This is a genomic window from Caproicibacter sp. BJN0012, assembly GCF_035986805.1.
Lineage (GTDB): Bacteria > Bacillota > Clostridia > Oscillospirales > Acutalibacteraceae > Caproicibacter.
On the sequence record NZ_CP142518.1, the window covers coordinates 2905891 to 2920421 of the forward strand.

General features: G+C 56.3%; 16 protein-coding genes. 9 read left to right on the forward strand and 7 right to left on the reverse strand.

Translation table 11 applies throughout. The annotated features are described in order from the left end of the window. The first annotated feature begins 48 nt into the window (after window positions 1–48). The gene (locus VA597_RS14235) at window positions 49–291 is read left to right on the forward strand and encodes a hypothetical protein (protein WP_128743590.1); all 243 of its coding nucleotides are present in this window, start codon (window positions 49–51) and stop codon (window positions 289–291) included. Here the strand turns inward: VA597_RS14235 and VA597_RS14240 are convergent. From VA597_RS14240 to VA597_RS14250, 3 genes are read right to left on the reverse strand one after another with little or no spacing between them, the layout of a single operon-like run. Further along, complete coding sequence (locus VA597_RS14240; protein ID WP_128743591.1) at window positions 288–1607, reverse strand: nucleotide sugar dehydrogenase; 1320 nt, start codon at window positions 1605–1607, stop codon at window positions 288–290. The two genes, VA597_RS14235 and VA597_RS14240, sit on opposite strands and share 4 nt — an antisense overlap. A 23-nt stretch (window positions 1608–1630) precedes the next feature. Beyond that, window positions 1631–2755, reverse strand: a complete 1125-nt coding sequence (locus VA597_RS14245; RefSeq protein ID WP_164919083.1) for a DegT/DnrJ/EryC1/StrS family aminotransferase — start codon at window positions 2753–2755, stop codon at window positions 1631–1633. Further along, window positions 2755–3336 carry an acyltransferase gene (locus VA597_RS14250; protein ID WP_243112529.1) on the reverse strand — a complete coding sequence of 194 codons (582 nt, stop codon included), beginning with the start codon at window positions 3334–3336 and terminating at the stop codon, window positions 2755–2757. Before VA597_RS14250 ends, VA597_RS14245 begins: the two co-directional genes overlap by 1 nt. 259 nt (window positions 3337–3595) lie before the next feature. Between VA597_RS14250 and VA597_RS14255 the strand changes: the two genes are divergently transcribed. After that, entirely contained in the window at window positions 3596–4774 is a 1179-nt protein-coding gene (locus VA597_RS14255) for a DegT/DnrJ/EryC1/StrS family aminotransferase (RefSeq protein ID WP_128743592.1), read from the forward strand. Window positions 4775–4835: 61 nt separating this feature from the next. On the opposite strand, the gene VA597_RS14260 is transcribed toward VA597_RS14255, so the two are convergent. Both VA597_RS14260 and VA597_RS14265 read right to left on the reverse strand, forming a co-directional pair. Continuing rightward, entirely contained in the window at window positions 4836–5318 is a 483-nt protein-coding gene (locus tag VA597_RS14260; RefSeq protein ID WP_128743594.1) for an HD domain-containing protein, read from the reverse strand. 56 nt (window positions 5319–5374) lie between these two features. After that, window positions 5375–5650: an AbrB/MazE/SpoVT family DNA-binding domain-containing protein gene (locus VA597_RS14265; RefSeq protein WP_128743595.1), complete on the reverse strand. Its 276-nt coding sequence runs from the start codon at window positions 5648–5650 to the stop codon at window positions 5375–5377. 169 nt (window positions 5651–5819) lie between these two features. Between VA597_RS14265 and VA597_RS14270 the strand changes: the two genes are divergently transcribed. Genes VA597_RS14270 through feoB form a run of 3 tightly spaced genes read left to right on the forward strand, consistent with a single transcriptional unit; the run spans window position 5820 to window position 8761 of the window. Beyond that, window positions 5820–6407 carry a nucleoside recognition domain-containing protein gene (locus tag VA597_RS14270; RefSeq protein ID WP_243112530.1) on the forward strand — a complete coding sequence of 196 codons (588 nt, stop codon included), beginning with the start codon at window positions 5820–5822 and terminating at the stop codon, window positions 6405–6407. Then, complete coding sequence (locus VA597_RS14275; RefSeq protein ID WP_243112531.1) at window positions 6400–6921, forward strand: spore maturation protein; 522 nt, start codon at window positions 6400–6402, stop codon at window positions 6919–6921. Before VA597_RS14270 ends, VA597_RS14275 begins: the two co-directional genes overlap by 8 nt. Before the next feature lies 1 nt (window position 6922). Next, on the forward strand, window positions 6923–8761 hold the full coding sequence (feoB, locus tag VA597_RS14280) for a ferrous iron transport protein B (protein WP_128743597.1): 1839 nt from the start codon (window positions 6923–6925) through the stop codon (window positions 8759–8761). An 8-nt stretch (window positions 8762–8769) separates the two neighbouring features. Here the strand turns inward: feoB and VA597_RS14285 are convergent, their stop codons facing one another. Continuing rightward, the gene (locus tag VA597_RS14285) at window positions 8770–9672 is read right to left on the reverse strand and encodes a hypothetical protein (protein WP_128743598.1); all 903 of its coding nucleotides are present in this window, start codon (window positions 9670–9672) and stop codon (window positions 8770–8772) included. Window positions 9673–9845: 173 nt separating this feature from the next. Here VA597_RS14285 and VA597_RS14290 point away from each other — a divergent pair, with 173 nt between their 5' ends. Continuing rightward, the gene (locus VA597_RS14290) at window positions 9846–10610 is read left to right on the forward strand and encodes a type III pantothenate kinase (RefSeq protein ID WP_128743599.1); all 765 of its coding nucleotides are present in this window, start codon (window positions 9846–9848) and stop codon (window positions 10608–10610) included. Between the two features lie 83 nt (window positions 10611–10693). On the opposite strand, the gene VA597_RS14295 is transcribed toward VA597_RS14290, so the two are convergent. Next, window positions 10694–10906 (reverse strand): DUF378 domain-containing protein, encoded by a 213-nt coding sequence (locus VA597_RS14295; RefSeq protein WP_128743600.1) that lies wholly within the window; start codon window positions 10904–10906, stop codon window positions 10694–10696. A gap of 268 nt (window positions 10907–11174) precedes the next feature. Between VA597_RS14295 and VA597_RS14300 the strand changes: the two genes are divergently transcribed. From VA597_RS14300 to VA597_RS14310, 3 genes are all read left to right on the forward strand, one after another. Continuing rightward, the gene (locus VA597_RS14300) at window positions 11175–11597 is read left to right on the forward strand and encodes a Fur family transcriptional regulator (RefSeq protein ID WP_128743601.1); all 423 of its coding nucleotides are present in this window, start codon (window positions 11175–11177) and stop codon (window positions 11595–11597) included. A 123-nt stretch (window positions 11598–11720) separates the two neighbouring features. Then, complete coding sequence (locus tag VA597_RS14305; protein ID WP_128743602.1) at window positions 11721–13817, forward strand: ribonucleoside triphosphate reductase; 2097 nt, start codon at window positions 11721–11723, stop codon at window positions 13815–13817. Further along, window positions 13814–14503 (forward strand): anaerobic ribonucleoside-triphosphate reductase activating protein, encoded by a 690-nt coding sequence (locus VA597_RS14310; protein WP_128743603.1) that lies wholly within the window; start codon window positions 13814–13816, stop codon window positions 14501–14503. The genes VA597_RS14305 and VA597_RS14310 overlap by 4 nt, the downstream gene beginning before the upstream one ends. Window positions 14504–14531: the final 28 nt, after the last annotated feature.

A 14531-nucleotide genomic window follows, 5' to 3' on the forward strand; every position in this document is an offset into this window, starting at 1 on the left:
ATTTACTATCTTGCATCCCTAATACATTTCCTATTCAGAAATATCGGCATGGCGGTGAAAAAAGTCCGCCGCCGGGAATTTCCTCAGACCGTCCCGCCGGACAAGTCCATTTTCTTCCACAAACCGAACGACGGGCCGAAACAGGCGGGCAGTGCCTGCGGAAGTATCCCCGACCCGTCCCGCCAAACAAAGCGATTCCTTCCACAGTCTGAACGGCGGGCCGGTGAGTGCAGCGTCACGCTGCCTGAAAAATCCCCCGCTTTCGCCGGAAAGCCGGGGGATTTTAATTAAAGCAGCTCGATGTTGGAACGGTTCTCGACATCCTTCATCGCGTTGCGGGTGTCGAACACTTCCTGCGAAAGCGCCTGAATCTTTGGATAGTCAAAACACGAATGGGCCGTACAGAGAATGACGATGTCCGACGATTTCAGCATTTCGTCCGTCAGTTCCTTCGCGCCGGTGTGGACTTTGTCTTTATATTTATATTCCGGAATATATGGGTCAAAAAACGTTGTGTCCGCTCCCTTGGAGATGAGCAGGTCAACCACGTTGAGCGCCGGGCTTTCGCGGTAATCGTCGATATCGGCTTTATAAGCGACACCGAGGACCAGCACCTTCGCGCCGTTCATCGCCTTTTTGTCCCGGTTCAGGACCTCCATCGCGCGCTGCACCACATATTCCGGCATTCCCGTGTTGATCTCGCCGGAGGTTTCGATCAGCCGTGTGTGGTAGTCGTACTCGCGGGCTTTCCACGCCAGATAGAAAGGATCGAGCGGAATGCAGTGGCCGCCGAGACCCGGGCCCGGATAAAACGCCTGAAAGCCGTAGGGCTTTGTCTTCGCGGCCTCGATGACCTCCCAGACGTTGATCCCCATGCGGTGGCAGATGATCGCCATTTCGTTGACGAGGCCGATGTTGATGTTGCGGTAGGTGTTTTCCAGCAGCTTTTCCATTTCCGCCACAGCCGGGCAGGAAACCTCAAAAACCCCGCCGGCCAGCACGCTGCGGTAAAGCGCCGCGGCGACCGTCGTGGAATCGGAACCGACGCCGCCGACCACCTTCGGGGTGTTTTTCGTCTTGTACTGCTTGTTGCCCGGGTCGACGCGCTCCGGGGAGAACGCAAGGTAAAAATCCTCGCCGCAGGTCAGGCCGTTCGCCTCAAAAATCGGCTTGAGAAGTTCCTCGGTCGTGCCCGGATACGTGGTGGATTCCAGGATGACCAGCATGCCCCCGTGGGCATATTTGGCTACGGATTCCGCAGAGCCCTTGACGTAGCTGATATCCGGCTGCTGATATTTGTCGAGCGGGGTCGGCACGCAGATCGCCACGGCGTCCACCCCTTCGATGAACGAAAAGTCTGAGGTCGCGGAGAGCTTTCCGCTTTCCACCATATCCTTCAGCGTGTCGCCGACGATATCGCCGATATAATTGTGGCCCCCGTTTACGGATTCCACTTTTTTCGCCTGAACGTCGAACCCGATCGTCCGGTAGCCCGCTTTGGCAAACTCGACGGCGAGCGGAAGCCCGACATAGCCGAGCCCGACAATGCCGACCACGGCTGTTTTCTTTTCAATTTTATCCAACAGTTCCTTTTTTACATTCGACATTTTATTTTCCTCGCTCCGTCAAATTAAAGATTCTTGAGTGCCGTGCAGACCATGCCGATCTCCTCGTCCGTGATATACCCGTGCATCGGCAGGCTGAAAACAATGTCGCAGAGCCGTTCCGCATCCGGCAGGTCACCCGCGCGATACCCCAAAGGCTCGTACACCTTCTGGAGATGAAGCGGCTTCGGATAGTAGACCATCGCCGGGATGCCTTTCGCTTTCAGCCCGTCCAGTATTCTCGTCCGCTCCTGAGGGTTCTCCGCTTTCAGAGTGTAATACCCGAAACCAGACGAAAATCCGTCTTTGATCACCGGCGTGCGGAATCGGCCTCCCAGAAGCTTTTCATATTGGGCCGCCGCCCGCCTGCGATGCTCGTTCTCCTCGTCGAACGCGTGCAGCTTCGGCAGCAGGATCGCCGCCTGCAGGGTGTCGAGGCGGGCGTTAAGCCCGATGCGCACATTTTCATATTTAAAGCTTCCCTTGCCATGCACGCGCAGGGACAGGAGAAGCTGACAGGCTTCCTCATCGTCGGTAAAAACCGCGCCGCCGTCCCCATAGCAGCCAAGCGCCTTGGCCGGGAAAAAGCTGGTTCCCGCGTATTTGCCGAACGAACAGGCCTTTTTCTCCCCGATCGCGCCGCCGAATCCCTGCGCGGCGTCTTCAATCAGGAGCAGACCGTGCCGCTCGCAGACCGCCTCGATCGCGGGGAAATCCGCCGGCTGACCAAACAGATCAACCGCGATGACCGCTTTGGGTTTCAGTTTTCCGTTTTTCAGGGTCTTTGCAATCTGCATTTCCAGGGACTTCGGGCTCAGATTAAACGTCTCCGGATCGGAATCGCAGAACACGGGAGTCGCCCCGCACAGGCTGACGACCTCAGCGGAAGCGAAGAAAGTGAACGCGGGAACGAACACCGCGTCGCCCGGTCCTATTTTTTCCGCCATCAGAGGCATCAGGAGCGCGTCCGTGCCGCTGCCGACAGAAACGCAGTATTTTCTCCCAACATAGGAGGCAAGCTCCTGTTCCAGCTGCTCCACCTGCGGACCGGAAATGAAATGGGAACTCTCGATCACACCGGCGATGCCGGCGTCGATTTCTTTCTTTAAACGGCGGTATTGAGCGCCGAGATCGTTAAACGCAAGCTGCATTATTTTCGTTCCTCCTTCAGGCCGTTTTCGCCTTCCACATATTTTCTGCCGCACTTCGGGCAGACGAGGCCCTCGCTCAGCTTTTCCCCGCATTCGCAGGCCCAGCCATGCTGACGGGCCGGGCTTCCCATCATGATCGCGTGGTCGGGCACGTCTTTCGTCACAACGCTGCCCGCCGCAATAAACGAATTCCTGCCGATGCGGTGCCCGCAGACGATCGTTGCGTTTGCGCCGATGCTCGCGCCGTCCCCCACAGGGGTGCGGGCGTAAAACTGCGTTCCCCGCTGCGGGTAACGGCAGCGCGGCCGCTGCACGTTGGTAAACACCATGGACGGCCCGCAGAAAACATAATCGCCGAGCTCAACACCCTCGTAAACGGATACATTGTTCTGGATTTTGCAGTAATCCCCGATTTTGACATTGGGCGCGATAAACACATTCTGGCCGATGGTGCAGCCGCCGCCCACGCTGCAGCCGCCGCTGATATGGCAAAAATGCCAGATTTTCGTCCCTGCCCCGATTTCGGCGCCCTCGTCCACACAGGCGCTTGGATGGGCGAAATATTTTTCAGATTCCTTCACAGACAAGCCACCGTTTCTATAGAAATATGGTCCACGGTCCCTTCCGCTTCCGCAGCGGGGCATGTCGGCGGCAACATGCCGCTTAACCTGTATATTATAGCCCCAAGCGTCCTCATAGTCAATCATCGCCGGCCCGGAATCAGCCATTGATTGACATTATCAGGGAATCGTACTATATTATTGGTATCTTTTGAGTTTTCCGGCATGATAATCAGATTATTTAGAAAAAATATAAAGAAAGCAGGATAAAGGATACAGTATGAATGATTTTCAGAAAAGGGATGCTTTTATCCCATATAATCTTCCGGACCTGACACAGGCTGAGATCGATGAAGTGGAAAAAACTCTGAAGTCCCTTTGGGTTGCGAAAGGCCCGCGCACCGTCAAATTCGAGCAGGAATTTGCGGAACATCTGGGCGCCAGGCATGCGGTCGCCATGAATTCCTGCACGGCCGCCCTTCACGTGGCGCTTTTATCCGCCGGAATCGGCCCGGGGGACGAGGTCATCACAACGCCGATGACGTTCGCTTCCACCGCAAACACCATCCTCCACTGCGGCGCGACGCCGGTGTTCGCCGACATCGACTATCAGACCGGCTGCATCGACCCGCAGGAAATCGAAAAGAAAATCACCAAAAAGACGAAAGCGGTCGTCCCGGTCCATTACAGCGGACAGGTCTGCGACCTGGACCGCATCTATCAGCTCGCCGACCGGCACGGCCTGTTTGTTTCGGAGGACGCCGCGCATGCTTTGGAGAGCCGCTACAAAGGCCGCCTGATCGGAAACGGCCTAAAAGGAGCCGCCTCCTACAGCTTTTATGCGACAAAGAACCTGACGACCGGAGAAGGGGGCATGCTCGTCACCGACAGCGACGACATCGACGCGAAAGCGCGCATCTGGGCCGGACAGGGAATGAGCCACAACGCCTGGAACCGCTATGCGAAGGGCGGCACATGGCGGTACGATATCTGTGAGCCCGGTTTCAAATACAACATGTTCGACATCCAGGCCGCGCTTGGTCTCGTACAGCTCTCCCGCATCGGAGAAATGCAGGCGAGGCGTCTCGCAATCGCAGAGAAATACCAGCGCGAATTCGGCAAAATCGACGCGGTGGAACCGCCGTTTGTTCCGGATTACGCAGAGCATTCCTGGCACCTGTACGTCCTGCGGATCGTCCCCGAGCTCCTCACCATTGACCGCGACCGCTTCATCGTGGAGCTGAACGCGCGAAACGTCGGCACCAGCGTGCATTTCATCCCGGTGACGGAGATGAGCGCCTATACCAAGCGGTACGGATTCAAAAAGGGAGATTTCCCAAGCACGGAAAAGCACTTTGAGCGCATCGTTTCGCTGCCGCTTTATCCGAGTTTATCGGAAGAACAATCGGATTACGTCGTGGCCGCCGTGCGCGACATCGTCGAGACCTATCATAAATAGTGCCGCTGTATTTCGGCACCCTGGCAAAACGAAAGGGTTCTCCCGCCGGGAAAACCCTTTTTTATTTGCCGGCCGCTGTCCGCCCCGGCCCGCACAGCCGAAGCGTTTCCACAACGGAACAGAATTTATCTGAAAAGCTGACAATGAAGCTCTCCCTGTATTTCGGGGGGATCGGCGTCAGCGGCCACATGTGCCGCAGGATGATATTCTTTTCCAGATCATTTAAAATAAATTGCCGCTGCGCGTTTTCCAGCGCCGTTCGGGGATGTGTAAACCCGTGCAATCCCTTCCTGCCGTTTTTTTCATGCCAGTCGTACAGAAAAAAATCGTGCAGCAAGGCACCCCGGATCATGCTCCGGCGGTCCACGGAGATCCCCAGGCGGCTGCTCAGCCACAAGCTGGTGTAAGCAACGGAAATACAGTGGTCAAGGCAGGACACATCGGCATGCTGAACAAAGGCGTCCATCTGCCGAACCAGGTCCGAACGAAGCAGCTCGGCAACACACTCACTAAAATACGCCTTTTCTCCTTCGGAAAGAACCATACCGTTTTCGCCTCTCGGTAGCCAGCGGCCAAAAAAATCACCGGCAGAAAAAGGATTCAGAGATCGGCTTTCTTCGACTCTTCCCCCGCTTTTTTTGCCAGTTTCTCAAGACAGTCACGGCAAATATTATGCCCTCCAAAACTGATAATCCCATTCATTCCGCTGCAGAAGATACATGCAGGTTCATATTTTTGAAGAATGATCCGATTATCATCGTCAACGAATATCTGGAGAGGATCCTTTTCATTTATATTCAAAGTCACCCTCAGCTCTTTCGGCAGCACAATGCGGCCCAATTCATCAACTTTCCTCACGATTCCTGTTGATTTCAATAAAAGTACTTCCTTTCACCAAATACGGTCGTTTTTTCGCCTGAACGGAAAAATTATAGTATAATTTTCCATATTTGTCAATTGGTTACACTGAAAAACTTTTCATTGAATCAATAATATTGAAATTCAGTCACGAATAGTAATTATACAGTTGATTTTCAGCGAGGGGATGAACAAACTGTTAAATTACATCTGGGCCGGCATGATTCTTTTCAGTGTAATCTGCGCCGTCATCACCGGAAGAATGGAACAGCTTTCCGGCGCCGTTTTAAGCGGCGCCTCCGACGCGGTGACCCTGGTGCTCACCATGACCGGCATGATGTGCGCCTGGACCGGCCTGATGAAAATCGCCGACGAAGGCGGGCTGACAGCGCTTTTGTCGAAGGCGCTGAATCCGATCATGCGCCTGCTGTTTCCCGACTGCAAGCCGGGCGGACCCGCTGTCAAAGCGATGTGCATGAACATCACGGCAAATCTGCTCGGCTTGGGCAACGCCGCCACGCCTCTGGGGATCGCCGCCATGAAAGAGCTGAAAAAGAACAATCCGACGCAGACCGCGGACAATTCCATGGCGACGTTTGTCGTTCTGAACACGGCTTCCATCCAGCTGATCCCCACATTTCTTGGAACCATGAGAGCCCAGTACGGCTCCGCCGCGCCGTTTGACATCCTGCCGGCAGTCTGGATCACCTCCGTCTGTTCCGTGATCGTCGGACTGACGGCGGCAAAGCTGATGGAGGGTTTTTCCGGTGGATAAGTTTGGGATTTTCGTGATGCCTGCCGTCGTTTTTTGTATCATCCTGTTCGGATTCATTCGGAAAGTTCCGGTCTTCGACACTTTTGTCTCGGGCGCCAAAGAAGGCCTGCGCTCCACCGTTTCGATCCTCCCGTCGCTGATCGGCCTGATCATGGCCGTTTCCATGCTCAGCGCGTCCGGCGCGCTGGATCTTCTCTCCTCGCTTCTGGCTCCCGTTGCAAACTGGATCGGCCTGCCGAAACAGGCGATGCCTCTCGCGCTGATCCGGCCGATCTCCGGCAGCGGTTCCACAGCCGTTCTCTTCCGTATTTTTCAGGATTACGGGCCGGACAGCTTCATCGGGCGCGTCTCGTCGGTGATGTCCGGATCGACGGAGACAACCTTCTATGCCATTGCCGTTTATTTCGGAGCTGTCGGCATCAGGAAGACCCGCCACACCATCCCCGCCGCGCTGACGGCCGACCTGACCGTCTGCATCGTTTCGGCCCTGACGGTGCGGCTGCTCTTTTCGTGATATGGAACGGACGCTGAGGTCCGCACCGGTCTGGGCCCTGGCCGGGAACCCGAACTGCGGGAAAACGACGCTGTTCAACCGCCTGACCGGCTCCAGCGCCACGGTCGGCAACTGGCCGGGCGTCACGGTGGAAAAGAAGAGCGGCACCGCCAAATGGGACAGTGGGAGCGCTCATATCGTCGACCTGCCCGGGATCTATTCCCTTGTGCCCTACACGCCGGAGGAAGCGCTCGCGGGAAACTTTCTGCGCGAGGAAAAGCCGGATCTGATTCTGAATGTGATCGACGCCACCTGTCTGGAGCGGAGCCTGTACCTCACCACACAGCTGCTGGAGCTTGGAATTCCCGTCGTCGCGGCGCTCAGCATGACGGACGCGCTCGCCCGGCGCGGCGGCAAAGTGAACTGCCGCCTGCTTTCGGTCCTTCTCGGAGTCCCGGTCGTGCCGATCTGCGCGACCCGCGGGACCGGCACCGCCGCGCTGCTGAAAACAGCCGCCCGGACGCCGGACGGACCCGTGCGGGCGGCGCGGCCCATCCGGCCCGCCCCCGGAGTCCGGGACCCCGACCTCGAGTCGGCCCAGGCCCGTTACCGCCGGATTCATGACATTGTTTCAAAAACCGTCTCGGGCGCCGAAGTCGTCCACAGGGTTACCGAACGGATCGACCGGATCGCCACAGACCGGTACTTGTCCATTCCCCTTTTCCTGCTGATCGTCCTGGCGGTTTTCGCGCTGACCTTTGGCACCGTGGGAAATGCCCTAGTACAAGTTATGGGGCTTCTGGTCGACTCGGCGTCCCGGACATTGGGCACTTTTCTGGAAGCCGCCGGAGTCTCCTTCTGGGTGAAAGACCTGATTCTGAACGGAATTCTCGCCGGCGTGGGGGCGGTTCTGAAATTTCTGCCGCAGATCGCCCTCCTTTTCCTGCTGCTCTCTTTTCTGGAGGACAGCGGATACATGGCCCGCGCCGCCTTCATTATGGATGCGCCGATGAGAAAAATCGGGCTTTCCGGGCGCTCGTTCGTTCCCCTGCTAATGGGATTCGGATGCACGGTCCCGGCGGTCATGGGCACGCGGATTCTGGAAAGCGAAAAAGACAGGCGCCTGACCGTGCTGATTACCCCGTTTATGTCCTGCAGCGCGAAAATGCCGGTCTACTCCCTGTTCCTCGGCGTCTTTTTCGCGGGCCGCCAGCCGGCCGCCATGTTCCTGATCTACCTGCTCGGGGTCCTGATGGGGCTTCTCTCCGCCGTCTTCCTCAAAAGCACCGTGCTGCGCGGCGAACCCGCCCCGTTTCTGATGGAGCTGCCGGATTACCGTCTTCCGACGCCCGGCAATATCCGGAAGCACGTCGGCCGGCGGGTGCGGGATTTCCTCCGCCGCGCCGGAACGACCGTTTTTCTCGCGACCGTGGCGATCTGGCTTCTGCAGTCCATTTCGGTTGATTTTCACATGACTTTGGACAGTTCGCGCAGTCTTCTCGCGTTGGCGGGGCACGCCGTCGCGCCGGTTTTCACCCTGTGCGGCTTCGGGGGCTGGAAACAGGCCGTCGCGCTTCTGACCGGCCTTGTCGCGAAGGAATCGATCGTCGGGGCATACGGCGTTCTCTGTGCCGGCGACCCCGCCGCCGGGCTGAAAGTGCTGTTCAGCCCGGCGAGCGCCTGCTCCTACCTGATCTTCATCCTTCTCTACACCCCGTGCTCCGCGGCGCTCGCGGCGATCCGCCGGGAATCGGGCCTGCGCCTCGCCGTGTTCAGCGCGTTCTATCAATTCGCGACCGCCTGGTATGCCTCCGCGCTGTTTTATCAGCTCGCGCTGCTGTTCCAGAGACTGCACCCTTAGCGCTCCTCCTACAGCCAGGGGTCCGGCACCGCCGCGGACGGGGAAGTGAGCAGAACGTCGGGGTGTCTCAGGATCCGGCGAAAATGGCGCATCGCCTGGGCATAATAATATCCATCGCAGATCCGTTCGTCCACAACGAACCGGAAGTTGATCGTCCTGACCGGCTTCACGGCCCCATAGCGCCCCATCCGGAGCGAAGTTTCCTTTCTTCCGATGGAAAGAAAGATGGAGCACGATCCGAAATCATAAAGATGGTGGTAGACGGAACCGATTCCCGTGGAGCCGATGTCGACCACAAAAGCGCTCGCGTGAAACGGAGAAACGCGGTGAATTGCCCGGGGCATAAGCCCCGCCTCGTCCATGCGCCACAGAAGGAACACGACCAAACGCAGAAAACGAACGGGCAGACGCCTCAAAAGCTCCGCCGTGCGGTATGTTCCGTTGTTCTGCGCGGAGCTTTTGACCTCTTCAATCCCGGTGTGAATTTTTCTCCAGATGTCCTCCAGGGAATCCGCAGGGGAAAAGAGCGTTTTCACGGCTGTATCCTGCCCCGCCTCGCTCATGGTGTTTTTCACGTCGATCGAGAGGGCGATCTGGTTTCTGGCGTAGAGCTTTCTTCCGGATACGTACCGGTTCAGCCCGGGGTGCAGGGCGATCAGGCGCACCGCCGCGGCCATGACGACATGCAGGGTGCTCAGATCTTTCATCCCGGTTTCCCTGCGCATCCGCCGGATAAACTGTTCCAGATGAGTGATCTCAACTTTTTCCTCGAAAAAGACCATACTGCCCGTCCTGTTCTTCATCACGTGCGGAATCACCGCGAAAAACGGATCCTCTTTGCGGATGCGGAACGAATCATAGCGGTCGCCGAACCTGCGCTTCCGGCCGGGATAAACCGTATTCTCCATCATAAACCCTCCTCATCGGAAGTTTTCATCTTGATTATAAATCAAAAACGGCAAAAATCCAATCGCTTTCTTCCCATTTCGCGCATTGCATTTCCATAAAGTGTTTGTTATAATGTTTGTGATTTCATGGCGGAAACCGGAAAAATTTTTCGGTTCCGCGGTAGGAGCGGATTTTCATGATTTTGGTTCTGGATATCGGCAACACCAACATCACTTTGGGCGTTTACGAAGGAGACAAGCTGCTTTTTGTCTCCCGCATGGCGACGGACCGTATGAGAATGGAAGATCAGTACGCCATCGAACTGAGGGAAATCCTGGACATCCATGGCGTTTCCTTCCGGCAGATCGAAGGAACCGCCATCAGTTCGGTCGTTCCTTCCGTAGACCTGTCCCTGAAACGGGCAATCCTCCGCCTGACCGGAGCGGAACCGGTCAGCGTCGGGCCGGAAATGAAAACCGGAATCCGGATCGGCATCAGCTCGGAAGTGGTCGGCGCCGACCTGATCGTCGGCTGCGTCGCTGCGGCGGAGCTGTTTCACGGGCCGTGCATCATCATCGACATGGGGACTGCGACGACGTTCGTCGTCCTGGACGAGAACCGGGTCATGCTGGGCGGCGCGATCGCGCCGGGGGTCGGCATTTCGCTGGACGCCCTGACGAACCGCACGGCGCAGCTTCCCTCCATCAGCCTGGAAGCGCCCGCTCATTTTATTGGAAGCAGCACCACCGAATGCATGCGCTCCGGCCTGATCAACGGAACCGCATGCATGATAGACGGCATGTGCGCCCACATGGAAAAGGAACTGGGTAAAAAATGCCAGGCCGTGGCAACGGGAGGTCTCTCAAAGGAGATCATCGAGCAATGCGAACGGGAGATCGTATACAGCGATACGCTTTTATTGGAGGGCCTGCGGATCATCTACGAAAAGAACAAGCCCTAAGTTTCCCGCCCGAGCCGGATGTACGACAAAAGCCGCCGTTCCCGAAATGCCGGGACGGCGGCTGATTTAAGGTTAAAATGGTCCTAAGCGTTGTGATGAGTGGGCTCCTCCTCATCGCGGAACAGAAACCTCAGACACCAGAGAGCGGAAACGGCCACCACAATGAAAACAACGCGGCTGCCGGCCGTCAGCTGTCCGCCGAAGATCCAGGAGACAATGTCGAACCCGAAAAGTCCGATGGAACCCCAGTTCAATCCTCCGATAATAACCAGTATCAAAGCGATTTTATCAAGCATTGATATTACCCCTTTCATCATGTAGCTTTACCGCGAAAATATAATTTATTCAGAAAATTTAATTTAAATTTCTGAAATTCCGCCTCTCGCGGCCTTTTAAAGAGGCGGACAAAATATTTTGCCCTTTTCTTCACAAAATAAAACACGCTTTACAAATCCGATCCTCTATGATAACATGCAAATGAGAATTGTTTGCATTTAGCGAACAGAAATGGCCGCACGGCGGAAAGAGCCGCGCGCCGTCAAGTTGAATCCGGGAGCTGATCGTATGGAAAACAGCAGAGGCCGCCTGAAAAACTGCGGACTGAAAATCACGCGCCAGCGCCGCGAAATCATGGACATTTTGGAACAAAGCGCGAGGCCCGTTTCCGCAGAGGGAATTTTTTTCAAACTGCGGGAACAGGGAAACGCCATCAGTCTCTCCACCGTTTACCGGGTTCTGGAGCTCCTGGTGACAAAAAAGGCCGTGCGCCGGATCAGCACCGTGGACGAATGCGGCGCCCTGTTTGAACTGGGCGATATGCACCGTCACTATCTGGTCTGCCTGAGCTGCCACAAGATGTTCCCGATCGACGACTGCCCCCTGGAGGCCTATGAAAAAGAGCTGACTGCCAGGACCGGCTTTGACGTAACCGGCCACAGCCTCGAAATTTACGGCTATTGCCGTGACTGCCGCAAGAAAAACGACTGATTTTTTCCAGCCTCTTCCTCGGCTCTTGACAATGCGCAGCGGAAAGATTAACATATATGGTATTCGCAGTGAAATAGAAAGCTATATATTGCCCTGCGTGAGAAGCAACGGGGAGGAATATTCATGCTGACACACATTATTAAAAGGAACCGTTCCAGAGTGCCTTTTAAAGAGGAAAAAATCGTCTGGGCGATTTTCAAAGCCGCGACCGCGGTCGGCGGCGACGATTTTGCGACCTCGGAGCGCCTTGCGAGCGAGGTTGTAAAACTGGCGGAGCAGAAATATCCGGACGGCGTTGCCGAGGTCGAGGGAATCCAGGATATTGTTGAAAAGGTTCTGATTGAAGAGGGCCACGCCAAAACGGCGAAGGCCTTTATCCTATATCGGGAAAAGAGGCGTTCCGCGCGCGAATCCAACGCGCTGATCGGCGCGACGATCAACATGTTCAGCGAATATCTGGACGACAGGGACTGGAAAATCAACGAAAACGCCAACACGCAGAAATCCATCAACGGGCTGAACAATTATGTCCGCGAAGCGTTTACAAAGAATTACTGGCTGCACGAAATCTATCCTCAGGAGATACGCGACGCGCATCTTTCCGGCGATCTCCACATCCACGATCTTGGTTTCTTCGGGCCCTACTGCGCGGGCTGGGACCTGCGGCAAATCCTGCAGGGCGGGTTCGGCGGCGTGCCGGGCAAGGTGGAATCGCGGCCTCCGAAGCATCTTCGCACGTTTTTAGGACAGATCGTCAATTCCACCTTCACGACTCAGGGGGAAACCGCAGGCGCGCAAGCCTGGTCTTCGTTCGATACATACTGCGCGCCGTTCGTCCGTTACGATCATCTCGATTATAAATCGGTCAAGCAGGCCCTTCAGGAGTTTATCTTCAATCTGAATGTTCCGACCCGCGTCGGCTTTCAGTGCCCGTTTTCGAATTTAACGTTCGACATCGCCGTGCCCCGCACGCTGCGCGACCAGAACGTAATGGCCGGCGGAGCGGTCATGCCGGAGAAATACGGCGATTTTCAGAAGGAGATGGACATTGTCAATCTCGCGTTCTGCGACGTGATGATGGAGGGCGACAGCAAGGGCCGCGTGTTCACCTTCCCGATTCCGACCATCAACGTGACAAAGGACTTTCAGTGGGACAGCCCGGTCGTCAACCGCTTCATGGAGATCACCTGCAAATACGGAATCCCTTACTTTTCCAACTACATCAACTCCGACCTCTCGCCGGAGGACGCGCTCTCCATGTGCTGCCGCCTGCGCATCGACAAAAGCGAACTGCGCAAACGCGGCGGCGGCCTGTTCGGTTCCAACCCGCTGACCGGTTCCATCGGCGTCGTCACCGTTAACCTGCCGCGCATCGCCTACGTTTCCAAAAGCGAGTCCGAATTCCGCATGCGCCTTTGGCGGGAAATGAACATCGCAAAGGAAAGTCTTGAAATCAAGCGGAAAGTCATTGAGGAGCAGACCGAGCGCGGGCTGTATCCCTATTCGCGCAATTACCTGAAAGACGTCAAGAACAAGACCGGAGCGTACTGGTACAACCATTTCAACACCATCGGGCTGATCGGCATGAACGAAGCCTGCATGAATCTCTTTGGGCCCGGCTGCGACCTGACGACCGAAAAGGGTCAGGAGTTTGCAATCGGCACGCTCAATTATATGCGTGATTTCATCCGGGACATTCAGGAGGAAACCGGGCATTACTACAATCTGGAGGCAACGCCCGCCGAAGGGGCAAGCTACAGCCTGGCACGCCTGGACAAGGCGCGCTACCCGGATATCATCACCGCCGGTGAAAACGAGCCGTATTATACGAATTCGACCCAGCTGCCGGTCGGATATACGGACGACATTTTTGAAACGCTCGACCTTCAGGATGAACTTCAATCATTGTATACGGGAGGCACCGTGCTGCATTTTTACCTTGGGGAAGAGATTCACGACACGGAGGCCGCAAAACGCCTGATCCGCAAAATTTTTACCAAATACAAGCTGCCCTATATCTCGCTGACACCGACCTTCTCGATCTGCAGCGACCACGGCTATCTTGCCGGCGAACATTTCACCTGCCCCTATTGCGGCAAACCCGCCGAGGTATGGAGCCGCGTCGTCGGCTATCTGCGGCCGGTTCAGAATTTCAACCGCGGCAAACAGGAAGAATACCGTGAGCGCAAGAAATACGTCATACGGGAGCAGGCGCTATGATTTTCGCCGGGATCCAGAAAAGCTCGCTTGTCGACTATCCGGGGCTGGTTTCCTGCGTGCTGTTCGTGCCGGGCTGTAATTACGACTGCTTTTACTGCCACAACCGCTCGCTGTTCAGCGGCCCGCACGAGATTCTGGACCCCGGCGCGGTCTGGACGTTTTTGAACAAGCGCGCGGGCCTGCTCGACGCGGTGGTTCTGACCGGCGGCGAACCGACCTGTCAGGCCGACCTGGTTGAAACGCTGTTGGAATTCAAATCATTGGGCTATCAGGTCAAACTGGATACGAACGGCTCGAATCCGGAAAGAGTCGCGGATGTGCTCAAAAGCGGCGCGTGCAGCTACTTTGCGGTCGATTACAAGGCCCCGGCGGCGCGGTACAAAGAGATCTGCGGACCTGGCGCGAATGCGGAAGCCGTGCGGAAAACGGTCCGTCTGCTTGCGGAAAGCGGCATTTCCTTCGAGATCCGCACCACCGTGATCCCCCAGCTGACAGAAAGGGATCTGCTTCAGATGGCTTCCGAATTGCCTCCCGTTCCCCGCTGGTCGCTGAACCGTTACCGAAAACCGGAGCAGTACAAGCCCTGCGACAGGGCGAGGATCAGCGCGCCTCCGTGGCTCCAGGAACAAATTGAAGGCTTTGCGCGGAGCATGTCTTCCGTACAGCCCTATATGAACATAAAATAAGCGGCCGCCCTTCCCTTTTTCAGGGAAA